The 20,455-nt window shown below is 69.8% G+C and carries 20 protein-coding genes; 3 read left to right on the forward strand and 17 right to left on the reverse strand.

Annotated features, from left to right (window positions below; all coding sequences use genetic code 11):
* Window positions 1-2,154 (reverse strand): indolepyruvate ferredoxin oxidoreductase subunit alpha, encoded by a 2,154-nt coding sequence (locus tag BWR60_RS05800; RefSeq protein WP_088150064.1) that lies wholly within the window; start codon window positions 2,152-2,154, stop codon window positions 1-3.
* Window positions 2,155-2,391: 237 nt separating this feature from the next.
* Between BWR60_RS05800 and BWR60_RS05805 the strand changes: the two genes are divergently transcribed.
* Window positions 2,392-2,646 carry a hypothetical protein gene (locus BWR60_RS05805; RefSeq protein ID WP_088150065.1) on the forward strand — a complete coding sequence of 85 codons (255 nt, stop codon included), beginning with the start codon at window positions 2,392-2,394 and terminating at the stop codon, window positions 2,644-2,646.
* Window positions 2,647-2,906: 260 nt separating this feature from the next.
* Here BWR60_RS05805 and BWR60_RS05810 read toward each other — a convergent pair whose 3' ends face one another.
* The 8 genes from BWR60_RS05810 to BWR60_RS05845 form a co-directional block, all read right to left on the reverse strand.
* Window positions 2,907-3,278, reverse strand: a complete 372-nt coding sequence (locus BWR60_RS05810) for a hypothetical protein (protein ID WP_088150066.1) — start codon at window positions 3,276-3,278, stop codon at window positions 2,907-2,909.
* A 135-nt stretch (window positions 3,279-3,413) separates the two neighbouring features.
* Window positions 3,414-3,797 (reverse strand): response regulator transcription factor, encoded by a 384-nt coding sequence (locus BWR60_RS05815; RefSeq protein ID WP_088150067.1) that lies wholly within the window; start codon window positions 3,795-3,797, stop codon window positions 3,414-3,416.
* A gap of 120 nt (window positions 3,798-3,917) precedes the next feature.
* Complete coding sequence (locus BWR60_RS05820) at window positions 3,918-4,550, reverse strand: response regulator transcription factor (RefSeq protein ID WP_088150068.1); 633 nt, start codon at window positions 4,548-4,550, stop codon at window positions 3,918-3,920.
* Window positions 4,547-6,169: a sensor histidine kinase gene (locus BWR60_RS05825; RefSeq protein ID WP_230982962.1), complete on the reverse strand. Its 1,623-nt coding sequence runs from the start codon at window positions 6,167-6,169 to the stop codon at window positions 4,547-4,549. The genes BWR60_RS05820 and BWR60_RS05825 overlap by 4 nt, the downstream gene beginning before the upstream one ends.
* 118 nt (window positions 6,170-6,287) lie before the next feature.
* Complete coding sequence (locus BWR60_RS05830) at window positions 6,288-7,799, reverse strand: sugar ABC transporter ATP-binding protein (protein WP_088150069.1); 1,512 nt, start codon at window positions 7,797-7,799, stop codon at window positions 6,288-6,290.
* A 2-nt stretch (window positions 7,800-7,801) separates the two neighbouring features.
* Window positions 7,802-8,773 (reverse strand): ABC transporter permease, encoded by a 972-nt coding sequence (locus tag BWR60_RS05835; protein WP_088150070.1) that lies wholly within the window; start codon window positions 8,771-8,773, stop codon window positions 7,802-7,804.
* Complete coding sequence (locus BWR60_RS05840; protein WP_088150071.1) at window positions 8,773-9,819, reverse strand: ABC transporter permease; 1,047 nt, start codon at window positions 9,817-9,819, stop codon at window positions 8,773-8,775. The genes BWR60_RS05835 and BWR60_RS05840 overlap by 1 nt, the downstream gene beginning before the upstream one ends.
* A gap of 71 nt (window positions 9,820-9,890) precedes the next feature.
* A complete protein-coding gene (locus tag BWR60_RS05845; RefSeq protein WP_088150072.1) occupies window positions 9,891-10,916 on the reverse strand; it encodes a sugar ABC transporter substrate-binding protein in 1,026 nt (341 codons plus the stop codon).
* Between the two features lie 168 nt (window positions 10,917-11,084).
* Between BWR60_RS05845 and BWR60_RS05850 the strand changes: the two genes are divergently transcribed.
* On the forward strand, window positions 11,085-11,837 hold the full coding sequence (locus tag BWR60_RS05850; protein ID WP_088150073.1) for a GntR family transcriptional regulator: 753 nt from the start codon (window positions 11,085-11,087) through the stop codon (window positions 11,835-11,837).
* A 17-nt stretch (window positions 11,838-11,854) separates the two neighbouring features.
* On the opposite strand, the gene BWR60_RS05855 is transcribed toward BWR60_RS05850, so the two are convergent.
* The 8 genes from BWR60_RS05855 to BWR60_RS05890 form a co-directional block, all read right to left on the reverse strand.
* A complete protein-coding gene (locus BWR60_RS05855) occupies window positions 11,855-13,189 on the reverse strand; it encodes an MFS transporter (RefSeq protein WP_088150074.1) in 1,335 nt (444 codons plus the stop codon).
* A 33-nt stretch (window positions 13,190-13,222) separates the two neighbouring features.
* Complete coding sequence (locus BWR60_RS05860) at window positions 13,223-14,275, reverse strand: Ldh family oxidoreductase (RefSeq protein ID WP_179221645.1); 1,053 nt, start codon at window positions 14,273-14,275, stop codon at window positions 13,223-13,225.
* A complete protein-coding gene (locus tag BWR60_RS05865; protein ID WP_088150076.1) occupies window positions 14,275-15,381 on the reverse strand; it encodes a mandelate racemase/muconate lactonizing enzyme family protein in 1,107 nt (368 codons plus the stop codon). Before BWR60_RS05865 ends, BWR60_RS05860 begins: the two co-directional genes overlap by 1 nt.
* Window positions 15,382-15,418: 37 nt before the next feature.
* On the reverse strand, window positions 15,419-16,096 hold the full coding sequence (locus BWR60_RS05870; RefSeq protein WP_088150077.1) for a GntR family transcriptional regulator: 678 nt from the start codon (window positions 16,094-16,096) through the stop codon (window positions 15,419-15,421).
* Window positions 16,097-16,405: 309 nt separating this feature from the next.
* Window positions 16,406-16,789, reverse strand: coding sequence for a VOC family protein (locus tag BWR60_RS05875; protein WP_088150078.1), 384 nt, complete (start codon window positions 16,787-16,789; stop codon window positions 16,406-16,408).
* Window positions 16,790-16,806: 17 nt separating this feature from the next.
* Entirely contained in the window at window positions 16,807-18,168 is a 1,362-nt protein-coding gene (locus BWR60_RS05880; RefSeq protein ID WP_088150079.1) for an ATP-binding protein, read from the reverse strand.
* Window positions 18,165-18,857: a response regulator gene (locus BWR60_RS05885; protein WP_088150080.1), complete on the reverse strand. Its 693-nt coding sequence runs from the start codon at window positions 18,855-18,857 to the stop codon at window positions 18,165-18,167. Before BWR60_RS05885 ends, BWR60_RS05880 begins: the two co-directional genes overlap by 4 nt.
* A 12-nt stretch (window positions 18,858-18,869) precedes the next feature.
* Window positions 18,870-19,391: a MarR family winged helix-turn-helix transcriptional regulator gene (locus BWR60_RS05890; RefSeq protein WP_088150081.1), complete on the reverse strand. Its 522-nt coding sequence runs from the start codon at window positions 19,389-19,391 to the stop codon at window positions 18,870-18,872.
* A 77-nt stretch (window positions 19,392-19,468) separates the two neighbouring features.
* On the opposite strand from BWR60_RS05890, the gene BWR60_RS05895 reads away from it, so the two are divergent.
* Window positions 19,469-20,362 carry a branched-chain amino acid aminotransferase gene (locus BWR60_RS05895; RefSeq protein WP_088150082.1) on the forward strand — a complete coding sequence of 298 codons (894 nt, stop codon included), beginning with the start codon at window positions 19,469-19,471 and terminating at the stop codon, window positions 20,360-20,362.
* Window positions 20,363-20,455: the final 93 nt, after the last annotated feature.

The raw sequence follows: 20,455 nt of genomic DNA on the forward strand, positions 1-20,455 counted from the left end.
TCATTCGGCGAAGACGATGCGGCGGCTCTCGCGTCGGCGCTGCAGCCAGCCGATCACCGCGCCGCGCAATCGCGCCAGCAGCCGGTCGGCCCGGCTGGGGTTCTGGATGATGTCGGCCCGGTAGAAGGACGGGCACAGGATCGCGGCCTCGGACACCTCGCCGCAATTGCCGCAGCCGACGCAGGACTGGTCGATGGCGGCGACCGGGTCGTCCTTCAGCGGGTCGTCGGTGTGCTTGACCGACAGCGACGGGCAGCCGGACAGGCGGATGCAGGCATGATCGCCGGTGCAGACATCCTCGTCCACCCCGAAGCGCTGCCGCACCACGCGCCGCCCCTCCTTCACCGCCTTGGCCAGCAGCGGCCGGATCCGGCGTTGCTTGTTCAGCATGCATTCGGAGGAAGCGACGATGATCTTCGGCCCCGGCTCGGACGTCGTCAGCGCCTCGCGGAAGGTGTCGCGCAGCCGGGCCACGTCATAGGTCCGGTCGATCTGGCGCACCCATTTGGCGCCGACGCCCCTGATCGCGTCGGTGATCGGATTGTTGGTCTGGCGCCGCGGGTTGTCGGCGCGGGAGGAGGGGATGTCCTGCCCGCCGGTCGCGGCGGAGTAGTAGTTGTCGACGATCAGGATGACGCCGTCATGCTTGTTGAACACGGCGTTGCCGATCGAGGAGGCCAGGCCGTTGTGCCAGAAGCCGCCGTCGCCCATCACCGAGATCGCGCGCTTGTCCGCCTTGACGTTGAAGGCCGAGGCCGAGGCCGGGCCGAGGCCGTAGCCCATGGTGGTGGCGCCGATGTTGAAGGGCGGCAGGATCGAGAACAGGTGGCAGCCGATATCGGCCGAGACATGGTGCTGTCCCAGCTCCTTCTCGGTCAGCTTCAGCGCGGCGAAGATCGGCCGTTCCGGGCAGCCGGTGCAGAATCCGGCGGGGCGCGCCGGCACCACCTCGGCCAGCGCCTTGACCCGCGGGTCGGCCAGCACGGGCGCGGCATCCGGCGGCGGCGGCCGGTTGCCGAGCAGCGCCGGCGCATGCGCCTCGAGGAAGGCCGACAGGCCCTTCATCAGCACCGGCGCGGTGTATTCGCCGCCCATCAGCAGCACATCCTTGCCCGCCACGCGGGTCTGGATGTCGCGGCGCTTCAGGATGGCGTTGAGCGACTGTTCGATATAGTCGGGCGAGCCTTCCTCGACCATCAGCACCGCGCGCTTGCCAGCGCAGAAGTCGGCCAGCTCGTCGTCGATCAGCGGATACGCGACGTTGAGGACATGGACCGGGACCAGCGAGCGGCCATAGACATCGGCCAGGCCCAGCAGCTGCAGCGAGCGCATCAGCGAGTTGTACAGCCCGCCGAGCACGACGATGCCGACCTCGCCGCCCGCGGGGCCGAAGGTCTCGTTCAGCCTGCGATCCTTGATGAACTCGACCGCGGCGGGCCAGCGCCGCTCGATCTTGTCCTTCTCGTGCAGGAAGGAGGCCGGGGGCAGCACGATCCGGCTGGTGTCGCGGACCGGGTTCTCCATCGCCTGCTTCAGCGTGAAGGCCGGGCGCTGGTTGTCCTTCGCGTTGAACTGGCCATGGACATGGCAGGTTCGGATGCGGACCTGCAGCATCACAGGCGTGCTGGAGGCCTCGGACAGCTCGAACCCGGCCTCCACCGCCTGCACGATCGAGGGCAGGTTCGGCCGCGGGTCCAAGAGCCAGATCTGCGACTTCATCGCATAGGCGTGGCTGCGCTCCTGCATGATCGAGGAGCCTTCGCCGTAATCCTCGCCGATGATGATCAGCGTGCCGCCGGTGACCCCGCCCGAGGCGAGGTTGGACAGCGCATCGGCGGCGACATTGGTGCCGGCGGTGGATTTCCAGGTCACGGCGCCGCGCAGCGGATACATCACCGAGGCCGACAGCATCGCCGCGGCCGCCGCCTCGGAGGCGGAGGTCTCGAAATGGACGCCGAGATCCTCCATCACGTCGCGGGCGTCGGACAGCACGTCCATGAGGTGGGAGATCGGCGAGCCTTGATAGCCGCCGACATAGGCGACGCCGGACTGCAGCAGCGCCTTGGTGATCGCGAGGATGCCCTCACCGCGGAAGACGTCGCCGTCCCCGAGCTTCAGATCCTCGACCTCCCGCGCGAATGATCGCTCGGCCATGGCGTTCCTCCGCCTGCGGCCCTGTAGCCGCAAAATTATTTGCAAAATCATATTTTGGGGTGGGTCTTTGTCAACATGGGATCGGCCGTGGCGATGCCGGGGGCCGGACCCCGCTCCGATTCCGCGGCCGGCACATGCCGTTGCAATCATGCAGCGGCCCGCCATCGCCGCTTCGGCATCCCACACCAAGGTATAGGTCCGCCCAACGAACGCAGAGCGCCATGGACCCAAGGTGCGATGGAGCGGTGGGCCGCTTCGGCCTTAGGCTCTGATCAACGACCGGGCGCCGGGGCATCGCCGAACCGATGCCCCGGCTGTGGCTTCGCCACGCTGGCCCTGGCCGCCGTTCTCGGCTTCTCCCTCGCCGGCAATGCGCCCGACGCGGGGGAGCCGATCCGCATCGTCGCCCAGCCGGCGGCCGCCGAGGTCGTCGCGGATGCGGGGCCGTTCGACACGGCGAGCTGCGCCACCCTGGTCACGGCGCGCCGCTGACGATCCGCCCGCCGGGCCGCCGCCGCTTTCAGCAGACGAACGGACGACTGATACCAACGAGAACCTATGCCCCTTGATTGTCATGGCGAGCCCCGAAGGGGCGTGGCCATCCAGGGGCCGCTCGCACCGGCCCCTGGATGGCCACGGCGCTGCGCGCCTCGCCATGACGGTGAGGATTATAGGTTCCTGTCGATGGGAGTTGGTATGAGCCGCGGAGCGTCCTCGCTCCGCGGCTCTGTTGTTCCTCGGGGATCCGACGACTATCCGTGCCAGGCTTCGGCGGTGCCGTCGAGGACGATGATGCCGCCGTCGGGCAGGGGCGCGCGCTCCGGGCCGGCTGCCGCGATCCAGAGGTCGATGGCCCGCGCCGATGCGCGCAGGCGAAGGAGGCGATCGGTCGCCCCGTCCGCGCCGCCGCGGTCCCGGACCGTGACGCTGATCTCGAACCCGGCCGCGGGCGCGTCGCCCGAAGGACCCAGCGGATGCCGGGCGCAGGACAGGTGCAGCAGGTCCAGCCGGCGCCGACCCGACGCGTCGCGGCGGGATGAGACCGAGACCCGCCAATCGAAATACTGGGCGTCGCCGGTGGCGACATGGCGCCGAATGAAGGCGCCCGATCCGCTCCAGAACATCGCCTCCTCCTGTGTCGTTCGGACAGTTACAGGATGGCGGATGGGTCGGCGCGCCCCCATTCCACTGTGGTTTGCGGCCGCAGGCGTTTCGCTGGCGGCGGATACACCTAGGTATAGGTCGCCGCGGTGTCGGGATCAGTGCGGTCGGGCCTCGTGCCGCAGTGCCGAGGCCAGGCAGCCGATCAGCACCTCGGCGTCGACCGGCTTCTCGAGGAAGCCATGGGCGCCGCCGGCCAGGGCCTTCGACCGCGTCGCGTCATCGGTGTAGGAGGTCATGAAGATCATCGGCGACGGCGCGCCTTCCGCGTTCAGCCGGGCCTGCAGGTCGAGGCCGGTCATGCCGCCCATCCGCACATCGACCACCATGCAGTCCACCGCGTTCCGGCCGGGGAAGCCCAGGAACTCCTCCGCCGAGGCGAACGGCAGCGTGCGATAGCCGAGCGAGGAGAGGAGATCCTCCAGCGCCTCGCGGATCGCGTGGTCGTCGTCGATGACGGCAATAACGGGGGAATGGGACACGATACCTCGGCGGACAGCAGAATGGGCCTCAAGCCCGCCTATCCTAGATAGGCGCGATGTCACCGGCCGGATACCATACATAGGTGCAGGACGAAGCGGCCGTCCGTTCAGCCCGGGTGGTCAGTGCCCCAGCAGCTCCGCCTTCCGCACCAGGTCGGCGACCGAGCGGACCTCCATCTTCCGCATGACGTTGCCGCGATGCAGCTTGACCGTGATCTCGCTGATCCCGAGCTGACCGGCGATTTGCTTGTTCATCAGCCCCTTCACCACCGCCGCCATGACCTCGGCCTCGCGCGGGGTCAGGGTCGCGGCCAGCGCCGCCACCTGCTTCGCCGCCGCGGCGTCCTGGCGCTGCGCCCGGTCCTGGTCGATGGCGGCTGCCACCGCGTCCAGCATGTCCTGGTCGCGGAAGGGCTTGGTCAGGAAGTCCAGGGCTCCGGCCTTCATCGCCCGCACGCTCATCGGGATGTCGCCATGGCCGGTCATGAAGATGATCGGCCGGGTGTTGCCGCCGCGCTGCAGCTGGGCCTGCAGGTCCAGCCCGCTCAGCCCCGGCAGGCGGACATCGAGGATCAGGCAGCCGGGCCGGTCGCTGGGGGCGGCGTCCAGCAACTCCCGGGTCGACCCGAAACTCCTCGCCTCGATCCCGACCGAGCGCAGCAGGTCGGTCAGCGCCTCGCGGATGGCCTCGTCATCGTCGACGATCAGGACAAGGGGCGTGTCGGCGACGGCCGGCCTGGCTGGTGCTGTCATGATGCCTCCGCGATCTCCGGTTCCGCCGGCAGCGCGAACTCGAACACCGCTCCCCCTTGCTCGTGGTTGGTCGCGGTCAACCGCCCGCCATAGCTCTCGATGGTCGAGCGGCAGATCGCAAGCCCCATTCCCATCCCGCCGCGTTTGGTGGTGAAGAACGGCTCGAACAGTCGGGCCTGGACGTCGTCGGCGATGCCTTTGCCCCGATCGCGGACCGAGGCGCGCACCTCGGGCGCACCCATTTCGGCCGGCCCGTCGACGCCGACCGTCAGCTCGCGCGCCGCGGCCGGCGTGTCGGCCATGGCGTGGACGCCGTTGGTGATCAGGTTGATCAGCACCTGCTGCACCGCCACACGGTCGGCCCGGACCGGCGGCACCACTGGCGCAAAGCGCGTGATCACCCGCGCGGCATGGGCGCTCAGCTCGGCCTCCAGCAGCGATACCGTCTCCTCGACCAGCGCGCGCAGGTCGATCGCGGCGTCGCTGCGTTCGTCCCGGACCAGCTGGCCGCGCGTGCGCTGCACGATCTCCGCCGCCCGCCGTCCGTCCCGCACCGTCCGCTCCGCCGCCCGCATCGCGGCCTCGACATCCGGCGGGTCCTTGCCCAGCCAGCGCAGGCAGGTCTGCGCGTTCATCACCACGGCGCCGAGCGGCTGGTTGATCTCATGGGCGATCGAGGCCGACAGCGCGCCGACCGTCGCCGCACGCGAGGCCCGCGCCAGCTCGGCCTGGGCCGCCATCTGGGTCTGCTGCAGCTGCTCGCGCTCGGTCACGTCGACCATGCCGGCGACGACGCGGCCGAACTCGTCCGCCTCCTCGGGGAAGGAGATGCCGAGGAGGACGGTCCGCACCGCGCCGTCTGCGGCGACCAGCCTCGCCCGGCCCTCGAACCGGCCGCGGCCCTCGGCGACCGCGGTCAGGACGTCCAGCAGGGCGGGGTCGCCGGCCGGCAGGAAACGTTCGATCGAGCCCAGCCCGTCCGCGCGCGACCGGATCCGCAGCAGCTCGACGGTCGCGTCGTTGATGTCGACGGTGCGGATCAGCCGGGCGCAGTCCCGGGTGAAGTCCGGATGCTCGCGGGCATGGGCTGTCAGGTCGCGGACGCCCTGGTCCCGCAGCGCCGCGAGGCGGTCGCGGACCGCGGAGAAATCCTGCTCCCACAGCGAGAACCGGGCCTGCTCGAAGATCGACCGGTACCGCGCCTCGCTGCGGGCCAGGGCGGTGTGCGCCCGCATCAGGGACCGTTTCGACGTCTGGTCGCGCAGCAGCAGGGCCGCGGTGATGACGATTGCGGCCAGCGAGATGCCGAGGCGGGTGACGGCCGAGACGTCGGCCTCCAGCCCGTGCGAGAGGAAGAAGGAGATGACCGTCAGGCCGGCGCAGGCCAGCGCCAGCAGGACGAGGCCGCGCCGCGGGACGGTGTCGGAGGCGACCAGCATCACCAGCACGTAGAGGACGGCGATGGCGCCGGTGACGTCGGTGTAGGTGTCGACCACGAAGACGACCGCGGCCAGCAGCAGCGCCAGCGGCCGGTGCCAACGGCGCCGGCCGGACCGCCCCCAACCGGGCCCGGCCTCGGCGGCGCTGGTCCATTCTGTGGTGTCGCGGTTCGTCGGCAATGGCAATCCGGGAGGTCGATCGGCGTGAAAAATGGCGGCGACAGCCTGACGCGGCCGATCGCCGACCGTCAAGCGGCGTGCCGCTCCTGAACCGTTACGCCCGTAACCGGGCGGTCCGCTATGCCGCCTCCACCCGGTGGATCAGGTTCATGATCCCCTCGCTCATCGCCCGGTAGTCGCGGGTGTTGGTGATCTCTCCCTCGACCCGGTAGGCGTTCATCACCACGATGCGGTCGGCCAGGGTGATCATCTCCGGCATGTCGCTGGTGATCAGCAGGATCGCCGTGCCGGTCTCCGACAGCTCGCGCAGCAGTTGGTGCAGCTCGGCCTTGGTCTTGATATCGATGCCGACCGATGGCTCGTCGACGATCAGCACCTTGACGCCGGCGGCCAGCCATTTGGCGACGCTGATCTTCTGCTGGTTGCCGCCCGACAGGTTGCCGACCAGCTGGCCCAGCGACGGGGTGCGCACCGCCAGCCGCTTGATGAAGGGCTCGGTCTTCGCCCGCACCGCGCCGTCGGTCAGGAAACCCAGGCGGCCGGCCAGCCGGCGCCAGACGGTGATGCCGGCATTCTCCAGCACCGAATGCATCAGCACGAGGCCTTCCTGCTTTCGATCCTCGCTGACATAGCCGATGCCGAAGCGGTGGATGGCGTCGGCGACATCGCGGATCTTCGCCGGCTTGCCCTCGACCTCGACCGTGCCGGCGGTGACCGGGAACTGGCCCAGGATGCATTTCGCCAGCTCGGTCCGCCCGGCCCCGACCAGCCCGTACAGGCCGACGATCTCGCCGCGGCGCAAGGTCAGGTCGACGCCGCGATGGCCGAGGCCGGTCGACACGCCCTGCAGCCGCAGCGCCGCCGGGGCCTGGGAATGGTCGCGCGAAGGCCAGTCGGCGATCAGCTCGCCCCGCCCGATCATCAGCCGCACCAGGTCCGGCCGGCCCAGCCCCTGCATCGACCGGCTCTCGCAGGCGTTGTGGCCGTCGCGCAGCACCGTCACCCGGTCGCAGATCGCCTGCACCTCCTCCAGCTTGTGGCTGACGAAGAGCATGCTGACGCCCTCGTCGCGCAGCCGGCGCAGCAGGCCGAACAGGATGTCGGTCTCGTGCAGGGTCAGGGCCGCGGTCGGTTCGTCCAGCAGCAGCACGCGGGATTTCAGCGACAGCGCCTTGGCGATCTCGACCAGCTGCATCTTGGCGACGCTGAGCTGCGATACCGGGATGCGCGGGTCGATGTCGAGGTCCAGCACCTTGAGCCAGTGCCGCGCGGTCTCGTTGACCTTGGCATAGTCGACCCGGCGCATCGGGTGGGCGGCCAGTTGCTCCAGCGCGATGTTCTCGCCGACCGAGAAGCGCGGGATCAGGTTGCGCTCCTGATGCACCACGCCGATCCGGTGGGCGGTGGCGTCGCGCGGGCCGCCGAACTCCACCGGCTTGCCGTCCAGCAGCAGCTGCCCCTCGTCGGGCCGGTGCACGCCGGTGATGATCTTGATCAGCGTCGACTTGCCGGCGCCGTTCTCGCCCAGCAGGGCATGGATCGATCCCGGCTCCAGCGTCAGCGAGACGCCCTGCAACGCCTTCACGCCGGGGAAGAACTTGCTGACGCTGCGCGCCTCGAACACCGGCATGGTCAGGCTCCCGCCGCTGCGGCCTTGCGCAGCCGCAGCTCGCGCAGGCGGTTGATACCGACCGCCCACAGGATCAGGACGCCGAGCACGACCTGGACCAGGAAGGGGTCGATGTTGAACAGCACCAGGGCTTGGGTGATGATCGCGACGATGACGACGCCCAGCAGCGTCGCCGACACGCTGACATGGCCGCCGGACAGCACCGCCCCGCCGATCACAGGTGCTGCGAAGGACAGGATCAGCCAGTCGTCACCGATCGTCGGTTGGCCGATCTGCAGCCGCGCCACCAGGAGGATGCCCGCCAGCGCGGCGAGCAGGCCGGAGATGGCGTGGGCGGCCACCACGGTGAAGCCGACCGAGATGCCCGACAGCTCCGCCGCATGCGGATTGCCGCCGACCGCCAGGATGAAGCGGCCCAGCGCCTGGCGGTTCAGCAGGAACCAGAGGCCCACCGCGACCAGCGCCGTCGGCAGCACCAGCCAGGGCAGCGGATCGACAAAGGTGGTGTTGCCGAACGCCTTCACCGCATCCGGGATGCCGTAGAAGGGCTGGGCCTGGGTGATGCCCAGATTGATGCCCTTGAACATCGACAGGCTGGCCAGGGTGATGACGAAGGCGCTGATCCCGGTCCAGGCGATGAAGACGCCGTTCACCATCCCGGCGCCCAGGCCGATCAGCAGCGCCAGCACGGCCGCCACCGGCGCCGGCAGGCCCCAGACCTGCATTATCCCGGCGAAGCTGATCGCCGCCAGCCCGCCGATGGCGCCGACCGACAGGTTCATCTGCCCGACCGCGATGATGATCATCTGCGAGAAGGCGATCAGGGCGTTGATCGAGATCGCCAGCAGCAGCACCTGGATGTTCAGCGGCGACAGGAAGGACGGGTTGAAGCCGCCGACGATGACGATCGCCAGCACCGTGACCAGCAGCGGGCCGAACCAGTCGGTGCGGGCGTAGCGGGAGAGGGCACCCATCACACCATCCTCCGGCGCGCCAGGAACGAGCGGCGCACCATGTCCATCAGCACGGCCAGGAGCAGCAGCAGGCCGAGGAAGGCCTGCACCCAGAATTCGCCGACCTGCAGCAGCAAGAGGCCGCTGGTCAGCAGCGTCACCAGGAAGGCGCCGAGGACGGTGCCGGCCACCGACACCCGGCCGCCCGACAGCAGCGTGCCGCCCAGCACCGGCCCCAGGAAGGCGGGCAGCAGCCAGTCCTGTCCCAGCTGCCCGGCCATCGAGGGCAGGGCGGCGCCGTTGCGCGCCACCAGCATCAGCGCGGCGATGCCGGCCAGCAGGCCGGACAGCGCGTGGCAGGCGATGAAGACACGGTCGACGCGGATGCCGGACAGCGCCGCGGCCTCCGGCTTCGCGCCGGCGGCCAGCATCTCGCGCCCGGTGACGGTGAAGCGGTACAGCACCACCAGCAGCAATGCGACGGCGACGGCCACCAGCACCAGCGGCGACAGCGTGTTGCCGAGGAAGCGCAGCCGGCCGAAGCCGGAGAACACGGCCGGCAGCTCGCGATAGGACTCGCCCCGGGTCAGGAAGATCATCAGCCCGAAGAAGATGCTCATGCTGGCGAGCGTGATGATGAAGCTGTGCAGGCCGGAGCGGACGACGGTCCAGCCATTGACGAAGCCCAGCGCTGCGCCCAGCGCCAGCCCGCCGATGATCCCCAGCGGCCAGGGCAGGCCGGCATCCTGGATCAGCCAGCCGCAGGCCATGGCGGCGCTGACGCCGATCGCGCCGACCGCCAGGTTCAGCCCGCCGGTGACGATCACCACCATCATCGACAGGCCGATCATGACGTTGATCGCGGCGGTGCGGCCCAGCGTGAACAGGTTGAAGGGCGACAGGAAGCCGGGGGTCAGCAGGCCGAAGGCGGTGACGAACACCGCGATCAGCACCACGAGCCCGAACTCGTTGGTCAGCCAGAAGCGCGGCCGGCCGGACGCCCCGCGCGGCGTCGCCTGCGGGGACCCGGCATGGGACGGGGGGGCGGCGCTGTCTTCGGCATGCATCGGTCGGCTCTGGACGGGAAACGATATATGGAGCCCGGCCSGGCCGCGAGGGCCCGGCCGGACGGAACCGCTTACGACTTGCAGTTCAGGTAGGTCTTCTCGAAGCCGGCCAGCAGGGTCTTGGTGATGTCCTGCATGGCGACGACATAGGTGTCGACCTTGTCGGCGCCGACGAAGACGGTGCCGGAGTCGATGAAGTGGTTGGTCAGCGCGTTGGTCTTCCACGGCGCGTCGGCCTTGACCGTGCAGCCGTTGCGCAGCTTGTCGACGACGTAGGAGCCGATATAGGCCTGGCCGTACGGGTTCTGCAGCATGGTGCCGTGCAGGAAGCCATCCTTGATCGCCTTCAGCACCACCTCGTCATGGTCGATGGCAACCATCTGGATGCGCTTATCGCCGATCCGGCGCAGCGCGTTGGCGGCCACGACCGACGGCACCCAGGCGGTGCTGATGATGCCGTCGACATCGGCGGCATGGGCGGCGAGATAGGCGTTGATCTTCTCTTCCGCCGGCTCCGGCGCGTCGATGTCGGCGATCACCTGCACGACCTGCGCGCCGTCCTCCTTCGCCGCCTTCTCCACCGCGTCGATGCGCAGCTGGGTGTTGGGGTCGACCAGGAAGCCGGTGACATGCAGGATCCGCTTCTTGCCGGCCATCGCCTTCAAGAGCTCCTTGGTGCCGAGATAGGCGGAGTTGCCGACATCGGTGCCGAGGCAGAACTGCGCCTCGGACGGGTCCTTCAGGCAGCCGGCGGTGGCAATCACCGGGGCGCCGCTATCCGCCAGCTCGGCCACGGTGCTGACGCTGCCGACCGGGTCGCCGGGGAACACCAGGAACGCGTTGTAGCCCTGGGTCACCAGGCTCTCGAGCAGCTGGTTCTGGGTGCTCAGCTCCCATTTCTGCGGCACCTTGTAGTCCGCGGCGGCGAGCTTGAAGTCGCGGCCGGCGTCCTTGCCGGCCTGTTCCCAGGCGGCGAAATACGGGTGGGGGCCGCCCGGAACCAAGGCGACGCGGGTATCGTCGGCGGCGGCTGTGCCGGCCCCTGCCAGCAGCGCCAGGCTGGCCAGAACGGCGGCCCTCCGGACATGTCGGGACATCTTCCGAGTTCCTCCCTGAGGTTTCTTGAGGCCGTCCAGGCATCGGCGCACTTGAACGGCGCGGTGGAACGCTAGTATCCAAGTGTGCAAGGCGCAATCGAATTGTGGCTGGTTCGACCGAACAGGTCGGACAAATGGCCGAGGACTGCGTCGTTCGGGGAGGGAGAGATGCCGCTGGTCGAACCATCCGAGGCGCCGCCGGCCGTTTCCGCCGAGCCTGAGGAGGCGTCGGGCGGGCTGCAGGCGATTCGCCTCGACCTCGACCGCCGCCTGCCGGTCGCCGACCAGGTGCATGAAGCGCTGCGGCACGCCATCGTCGGCGTCCATCTGCTGCCAGGCACCCCGATCAGCGAGAACAGCATCAGCCGCCAGTTCGGCGTGTCGCGCACGCCGATCCGCGCCGCGATCCAGCGGCTGGCGGAGGAGGGGCTGATCGACGTCTATCCGCAGCAGGGCAGCTTCGTCGCCCCGATCCGGCTCAGCGGCATCGGCGACGCGCATTTCGTGCGCCGGGCGCTGGAGGTGGCGGTGCTGCGCGAGACGGTGGAGATCTGGACCCCGGCGATGAGCGCCGTGGCCCGGGCCGTGCCCGCCCGGCAGCGGGTGCTGCTCGACGCGGGGGACACCGACGGCTTCCACGCCGCGGATGCGGAGTTCCACCACCTGCTGATGAGCTTCGCCAACCGCGAAGGGGTCTGGACCACGATCCAGGCCGCCTGGACCCGGCTGAGCCGCTTCATGCGCCTGTTCGGCAGCCCGGAGCGGCTGCCGCTGGTGATCGAGGAGCATGTCGCGATCATCGACGCGCTGGATTCCGGCGACATCGCGGCGGCCGAGGCGCGGCTGGTCTATCACATCGACCGCACCTTCGTGCTGCTGGACCAGTTGCCCGAGCGCTATCGCCGCTACGTCGTCGACTAGGCCCGCCGCCACCGTGGTCAGTCCGTGCCCGCGACCGACCGGTTGCGGATCGCCAGCACGGCGATGAAGGTCACGGCGCAGCAGGCCACCAGGTACATCGCGACATATTGCGGCGTGCCGCCGGCCGCCGCGACCAGGGCCGAGGCGATGAAGGGCGTCGGGCCGGCGATCAGCATGCTGTTCAGCTCGCGCGTCAGGGCGATGCCGGAGAAGCGGGTGCGGGTCGGGAACAGGTTGGCCAGGAAGGCGCCCTGCGCTCCGGCCAGCCCGCCGAAGCCGATGCCGTAGCCGATGCTCATCGCCAGCGTCGCCAGCACCGGGTCGCCGGTGTCGATCAGGGCGAAGAGCGGGAAGGCGAAGGCGCCGGTGAACAGCGCGCCGAAGGCATAGACCTTGGCGTTGCCGATACGGTCGGCGATAGCGCCCATGAAGGGAGTGACCACGACGCCGGTGAGGGAGGCAATGACCAGGGCGGTCAACGCCTGGACTTTCGGCATGTGCAGCGTGTTGGTCATGTAGCTCAGGCAGAAGGCGCTGAGGATATAGGCGTTGGCGTTGTGGCCGGTGACCGACAGGAAGCCGAACAGCACCTGCTTCGGCGACTGGCGCAGCAGCTCGCCGAGCGGCACATGCGCCTCGCGCTTCTGCTGCGCCGCGCGCTCCATCGCCGCGACATATTCCGGCGTCTCGTCCAGCCGCTTGCGGATGTAGAGCGCGACGGCGAACAGCAGGGCCGACAGCAGGAAGGGCACCCGCCAGCCCCAGCCCATCAGCACCTCCTCCGGCAGGGAGGAGACGACGAGGAAGCACAGCGTCGCCAGCATGATGCCGACCACGGTCGCCGATTGCAGGATGGCGGTGGTGACGCCGCGGTGGCGCGGCGACGCGTATTCCGACACCAGGGTCACGGCCCCGGCATATTCGGCGCCGGCGCCGAAGCCCTGCAGCAGCCGCATCAGCACCAGCAGGATCGGCGCGGCGATGCCAATCTGGGCATAGGTCGGCAGCAGGCCCATGGCCACGGTGGCGAGGCCCATCAGCGCGATGGTGAAGATCAGCGCCGGCTTGCGGCCGAAGCGGTCGCCGAAATGCGAGATGACGATGCCGCCCAGCGGCCGGAAGAAGAAGCCGACGGCGAAGGTGGCGAAGGCCGCCAGCTGGCCGCCGACGCCGGACAGGTCGGGGAAGAACAGCTTGCCGATGACCAGGCCCGAGGCGGCGCCGTACAGCGCGTAGTCGAACCACTCGATGACGGTGCCGATGGTGGCGGCGGTGATCGCCTTGCGGATCCCCGCCTTGTCCACCGGCCGCACCCCGGCCTCGGCCCGCGCGCGGATGGCTGCGTCGCTCATGTTCTGCTCCTCCCTTTCGTTCTTGTCGTGTGGTCAGGCCGGGGCAGGGACCGCGATCCCGGCCCGGGACGCCCGCGCGGCGAGGTCCGCCATCAGCTCCGCCGCCACCGGCACGCCGTCGCGCAGCCGCTGCCGCCGGCGCTGCTGCGCCGCCTCGCCGGGCAGCATCACCCGGTCGAAGCCGGGGCGGGGCGTGGAGGCGTGGCAGGCCTCCACTAGCCGGTCGACCTGGCGTCGGTAGTCCTCGCGCCCGCCGAAGGCCGCCGGATCGATGGCCAGCAGCAGCACCGCGGCGCTCCAGCCCTCGGAGGGTGAGGCGCGGCCGTGGCCGCTGAGGCAGCCGGACAGCAGCTCGACCATCAGCCCGAGGGCGAAGCCCTTGTGCCCGGCCGCCAGCCCGCCGAGCGGCAGGATCGACCCGGGCGGCATGGTGGCGATGACGTCCGGGTCGGTCGTCGGGTGGCCCTGATTGTCCAGCAGGTCGGGGGCGGGCAGGGGCTCGCCGCGCTGCCGATGGGCGGCGACAGTGCCGTTGGTGACCATCGCCGTCGCCATGTCGACCAGCACCGGGTCGCCCTCGGTCGGCGCGCCGAAGGCGATCGGGTTCGAGGTCAGCACCGGGGTGATGCCGCCGAACGGCGCCACGCTGGAATGGGCCGGGTCGGTCAGGGCGATCAGCAGCAGGAAGCCGCGATCGGTGGCCCGGCGCAGATAGGCGCCCAGACAGGCGGTGTGATGGCTGCGCTGCAAAGCCACGGCGCCGAGGCCGAGGCGCGCGGCTCGGCCCACCGCCTCGTCCACCGCGCGCCGCATCAGCCAGGGGCCGGGCAGCTTGCGCCCGTCCCATGTCAGGCAGGCGCCCAGGTCGTTGACCACGGCGGGATCGCCCTCCAGCCGCATGCCGCCGCACTCGATCTCGCGCAGATAATGCGGCAGCAGGGCCAGGCCATGGGTGGTCTTGCCCAGGCAGTCGCCCTCGACCAGCACCTCGGCGACATCGGCCGCCTTGTCGGCCGGCATGCCGGCCCCGCCCAGCAGGGCGCGGGCGAAGCCGGCCAGCGCCGCGGCGTCGTAGAGCGCCGCCATCAGCCGGTGTGCCGGTTGCGGTGGACGATGACGCGGTCCAGCGCCTCCCAGTCCCATTCGATGCCCAGCCCGGGCTTGTCCGACGGGATGGCGCGGCCGTTCTCGATCCGGATGTCCTCGGTGGTGACGAGGTCGAGCTGCGGGATGTATTCCAGCCAGCGGCTGTTCGGCACGGCGCAGCACAGCGGCAGGTGCAGTTCCATCAGGAAATGCGGGCAGACCGGCACGTTGAAGGCCTCCGCCATATGCGCGACCTTCAGCCAGGGGGTGATGCCGCCGATCCGGCCGACATCGACCTGGACGATCGAGCAGGCGTCGCTCTGCAGGTAGTCCTTGAACTGCGAGAGGCTGTACATGGATTCGCCGACCGCGATCGGCACGCTGGTCGACGCCACCAGCCGCTGATGGGCGCGCACGTCGTCGGCGTGGATCGGCTCCTCGAACCAGGCGATGCCGACCTCCTGGAAGCGGCTCACCCGGCGCACCGCCTCGTCCAGGGTGAAGCCCTGGTTGGCGTCGGTCATGATCTCCCAGGCGTCGCCGACCTGCTCGCGCACGGCCGACAGCCGGGCCATGTCCTCGGCGACATGCGGCCGGCCGACTTTGACCTTGGTGCCGCCGAAGCCCCTCTCCTTGGCGTGCAGCGCCTCCTCGACCAGCGCCGCCTGGTCCAGATGCAACCAGCCGCCCTCGGTGTAATAGAGCTGGATGCTGTCCTTGGCGCCGCCGGCCAGCCGGTGCAGCGGGATGCCGGTGCGGCGGCTGCGCAGGTCCCACAGCGCCGTGTCGATGGCGGCCAGTGCGATCGAGGTCAGGGCCCCGACCGTGGTGGCATGGACGCGGTAGAACAGGTCGCGCCAGATCCGCTCGATGTCGTCGGCCTCGCGGCCCAGCAGCAGCGGCGCCAGATGGTCGTCCAGCAGCCGGGCGACGGAGGAGCCGCCGGTGCCGATGGTGTAGCTGTAGCCGGTGCCGGTGGCGCCGTCGGCGTCGGTGATGCGGACCATCGGCGTCTCCTGCAGCTCGAAGGCCTGCACCGCGTCGGTGCGCTTGACCTTGGGCTTCAGGTCGGCCTGCAGGATCTCGACGGAAACGATCTTGGCCACGGGGGATGTCCTCTGCGGTGAGAAGGGATGGGCCGGATCAGGCCGGCTCGTCGGCCGTCCATCCGTCATAGCGCTGCCAGGAGGCGCGCAGGTGCCGCTCCAGCGCGGCGGCGGCGGCGTCCTCGTCGCCCGCCTCGATGGCGGCCAGGATGGCCTGGTGCTCGACGATCGTCGGGGCGATGTCCTGCGGCACCCTGGCGAACAGCCGGGCGTGGTGCAGATGGGGGTGCAGGTCGCGCACGCTGTGGGCCAGGATCTCGTTGCCGGCGCCGTCCAGCATGCCCTCGTGGAAGGCCTGGTCGGCCTGGTTGGCGGTCAGGTAGTCGCGCGCCTTGCGGCCCAGCCGGCCGCCCTCCATCGCCTCCAGGCTCTCCCGCATCCGCCCGATCGCGGCGGCCGGGCGGCGGCGGGCCACCTGCCGCGCCGCCCAGCCCTCGGCCAGGACGCGATAGGCCAGAAGCTGCTCGAACCAGTCGCGCGGTGGTACCGGCGCGACCGAGAAGCCGGCGAAGGAGGAGGCGGCGACGAGGCCGTCGGCAGCGAGGCGCGTCAACGCCTCGCGGATCGGCGACGAGCTGACCTCCAGCTCGCGCGACAGGGCATCGATGTTCAGCCGCGCGCCCGGCTCATAGACCCGGTCGAGGATGCGCTCCTGCAGCACCCGCATGACCTGATCGGCCAAGGCAACGCGGGAGATGGCGGCTTTCGGCGGCACGGCGATCCTCCTGAACACACCGGCCTGATAGCGGCCAGGGCGGGCTGGAGTCAATCATGCATCGTGGATCGTGCATGATTTATGGGCGCGGCACGCCGCGGTGGACTTTGATGCAAGGCCGGCCGCCCGACGGGATTCACGCCCGCCGGTCAAGCGGATCTCTCAACGCCTGCGGCTTCTGCTCGGAAAAGACGATGCGCCGCGCCTTCCTGCGTCTGTTGTCGGCCATGCCGCGGGATCATCGCGCCCGGTTCAGCTCCTGAACGGGACCTTCGGGTCGACAGGGGGCCGGCGGTCCCGCGCCGGCCATCATCCCGCCCGCGTCTCGATGATGCAGAACTGATTGCCCTCAGGATCGACCAGCACCGTGTAGCCATCGGCCTCGCGCTGGATCGTGGCGCCGAGGGCCAGCAGGCGCCGCACCTCAGCCGCCCGGTCGGGGGCGGCGATGTCGAGATGGACGCGGTTGTTGCCGTAGTCGCGCCCCGGCACCTGGTGGAAGCACAGGCAGGGGCCCGGCCCGTCGACCAGGACCACGGGGTCGGTCTCCGGCGTCAGGCCCAGCGCGGCCAGCCGCTCGATCTCCGCCTGGTCATAGGGACGCACGGCATAGCCGTCGAGCGCCGCGGCCCAGAACCGGGCCAGGGCCGGCGCCGACCGGCTTTCGAACACGATCTCCCGCAGCCGGCCCATCGGCCTTCCTCCCGGGGTCAGAGCGGCAGGCGCACGGTGCAGCGCAGCCCGCCCATCGGCGAGGTCGACAGCATCAGGTCGCCGCCATGCCGCCGCGCCACATCGCGGGCGATGGCGAGGCCGAGGCCGGTGCCGCCGGTCTCCTGGTTGCGCGATTCGTCCAGCCGGACGAAGGGCTTCATCGCCTCCTCGCGCTGGTCCGGCGGGATGCCGGGGCCGTCATCATCCACCACCAGGGCGACGGCGCCGTCGTCCTGGATCACGGTCAACCAGATGTGCCGGGCATGCCGCCGGGCGTTGGACAGCAGGTTCGCCAGGCAGCGCCGCATCGCCTCCCGCCGCAGCGGCAGGACCTGGCTCTCCGGCGCGTCGAAGGCGATATCGGCGCCCTCCCGCCGCGCCGCCACCACCACCTCCTCCAGGAAGGCGGCGAGATCGGTCGGTGTCGCCTCCTCGGTGCCCTCGCCGCGGGCGAAGGAGAGATAGGCGTCGATCATCTGCCGCATCTCGTCGACATCGGTGCGCAGCTCGTCGATGTCGGGCCCGTCGCCGAGCATGGCGAGCTGCAGCTTCATCCGTGTCAGGGGGGTGCGCAGGTCGTGGCTGACGCCGGCCAGCATCTCCGTGCGCTGCTGGATCTGGCGGCGGATGCGGTCGCGCATGTCGATGAAGGCCTCTGACGCCTGGCGGATCTCCTCCGCTCCATGCGGCCGGAATCCCGGCATGTCGCGGCCCTTGCCGAAGCGGTCGGCGGCGATGGCCAAGCGCCGGATCGGGCGCAGTTGGTTGCGCATGAAGATGATGGCGACGGCCGACAGGATCACCGTCGACCCCAGCATCGACAGGTAGAACAGGTTGGTGGTGAAGCTGGACAGCCGCTTGGACGGCACCTCGACCGTCAGCACGCCGTCGGACAGCTGCATGCGGACGATGTCGGTGTCGTTCTCCTCGCCGGATTCGATAGTGAAGTCATAGGGTTGCGACGCCCGGATGCCACGGGCCAGGGCGCGCTGGCCCTCGTCCAGGGCATCGCCGCCGCTGGTCGATCCCAGCTCGACGCCCGGATCGAAGCTGTAGATCAGCCCGGTGTTCCGCTGCGCCCGGCTGAACACGGCGGCGCGGGCGACCGGCGTCATGCCGCCGCCGATCTCGTCGATGGTCAGGCCGATCTCGCCGGAGACGGTGCGGGCCATCGTTGTGGTGATCACGTCGATGTGGCGGCCGAAGAACACATAGGTCGAGATCGCCTGGGCCAGGATCATCGGCGTGACGATGATCACCAGCGCCCGGCCGAACAGGGTGCGGGGCAGGAACCTTTTGATCCTCGCCCGCAGCCGGAGGGGGGTGGACAGCCGGGGCAGGGCGGGGGCGCGCATCATCCGTCGGGTCTCAGCACATAGCCTTCGCCGCGCACGGTGTGGAGATAGCGGGGCAGGCGCGGATCGGGCTCGATCTTACGCCGAAGCCGCGTCACCTGCACGTCGACCGCCCGGACGCCGCCGTCGATGGTGCCGGATTCGGTCAGCGCCTCGCGCGACACGGTCTCGCCGGCATGCTGGGCCAGGATGCGCAGCAGGTTCTCCTCGCCGGTGGTCAGGCGCACGCGCTCGCCCTCCTGCAGCAATTCGCCGCGCTCGATGTCGAAGGTGAAGGCGCCGAGCCGGATGGTGCCGGCGGCGCGGGGCGGCGGCGGGGCCAGGCGGCGCAGGATGCTGTTGATGCGCAGCACCAGCTCGCGCGGCTCGAACGGCTTCGGCAGATAGTCGTCGGCCCCGCTCTCCAGCCCGGCGATCCGGTCCTCCGGCTCGCCGCGGGCGGTCAGCAGCAGGATCGGCGTGCTCATGCGCTGGCGCAGGTCGGCGGTCAGCTGCAGCCCGGTCTCGCCGGGCATCATCACGTCCAGCACCAGCAGGTCGAAGGCGATCGCCGCCAGCTTCTCCCGCGCATCCGCCGCGTCGACCGCGGCGGTCACCAGGAAGCCGTTCTCCATCAGGTATTTGCGCAGCAGCTCGCGGACCCGGCGGTCGTCCTCGACGACCAGGATGTGGGCGGGCTCGTCGGCGGTCATTGTCATCGGCTGCTACCGGCTGGCGACGCGCGGGGCGGCGGCCGGCACGTCCGGCTCCTCCTCGATCGCCGCCGGCTCGCTCAGCGCGATCAGCCCCTCCAGCACCTTGCGGAAGCCATCCACCGCCTCGGCCCCGGCATTGCGGTAGGCTTGGCCGATCAGCTTGCGCTGGCTCTCGAACAGCTGCCGCTCCAGCACCGCACCCGTCTCGGTCAGGGTCAGTAGGCGCTGGCGCCGGTCGCGCTGGCCCTGCTGCTGCTCGACATAGCTGCGCTCGACCAGCTCGTTCAGGACTCGGCCCAGGCTCTGCTTGGTGATGCGCAGGATCGCCAGCAGCGCACTGACCGTGATCTCCGGATGCCGCCCGATGAAATAAAGTGCACGGTGATGGGCCCGGCCGAGACCCAGGGTTGCGAGCAGCGCATCGGGCTCGGCAGTGAAGCCGCGATAGGCGTAGAATAGCAGTTCGATGCCTTGGCGGATCTCCTCCTCGCGGAGGAAGAGCGGATTCACGGGTGATTTTATGTCAGCCATGTTGACTTGTTTTGACCCCGAATGTTACCGCTCACGGTCCGACGGCGACACAAATGACAATGCGGGAAAGGCCCATCATGTCGACGACTCCCTTCCATGACCGTGACGGCTGGATATGGATGGACGGCAAGCTGGTCGAATGGCGTAGCGCCAACATCCACGTCCTGACTCACGGCTTACACTACGCCAGTTCTGTATTCGAAGGGGAGCGGGCTTACAACGGCCGGATCTTCAAGGGCACGGAGCACTCGAAGCGGCTGGAGTTCTCGGCCACCACGCTGGGCATGAAGCTGCCCTTCAGCACGGCCGAGCTGGATGCGGCAAAGGCACTGACCCTTGAGAAGAACGGCCTGACCGACGCCTATATCCGCCCGGTCGCCTGGCGCGGGTCGGAGATGATGGGCGTCTCGGCCCAGGCCAACACCATCCATGTCGCCATCGCGGTGTGGGAATGGCCGAGCTACTTCTCGGCCGAGGCGAAGATGAAGGGCATCCGCCTGACCCTGTCCGACTGGCGCCGCCCGTCGCCGGACTCGGCCCCGGTGCACGCCAAGGCCGCCGGCCTGTACATGATCTGCACCCTGGCCAAGCACAAGGCCGAGGCGGCGGGCTACCAGGACGCGCTGATGTACGACTATCGCGGCTATGTCGCGGAGGCGACCGGCGCGAACGTCTTCATCGCCATCGACGGCAAGCTGCACACGCCGACCGCCGACTGCTTCCTCAACGGCCTCACCCGCCAGACCGCGATCGAGCTGGCGCGCCGCAACGGCATCGAGGTGGTCGAGCGGCACATCCAGCCGGATGAGCTGGCAAAGGGCACGGAAGTGTTCCTGACCGGCACCGCGGCCGAGATCACCCCGGTCGGCGAGATCGGCCCGCACCGCTTCACCCCGGGCCAGATCTGCAAGACCATGATCGACGCTTATTCGGTCGAGGTCCGCAAGGAGCCGAAGGCCGCCGCCGCTTGAGGCTGGGCTGAGCCAAGAAAAGGGGCGTGTCCCGGCAGCGGGGCGCGCCCTTTTTTGTTTCCAGGCTCGGCAGCCCGGCTCGATGGCACGGCC

Origin of the sequence: Inquilinus limosus (assembly GCF_002195995.1) — a bacterium.
GTDB lineage: Bacteria > Pseudomonadota > Alphaproteobacteria > DSM-16000 > Inquilinaceae > Inquilinus > Inquilinus limosus_C.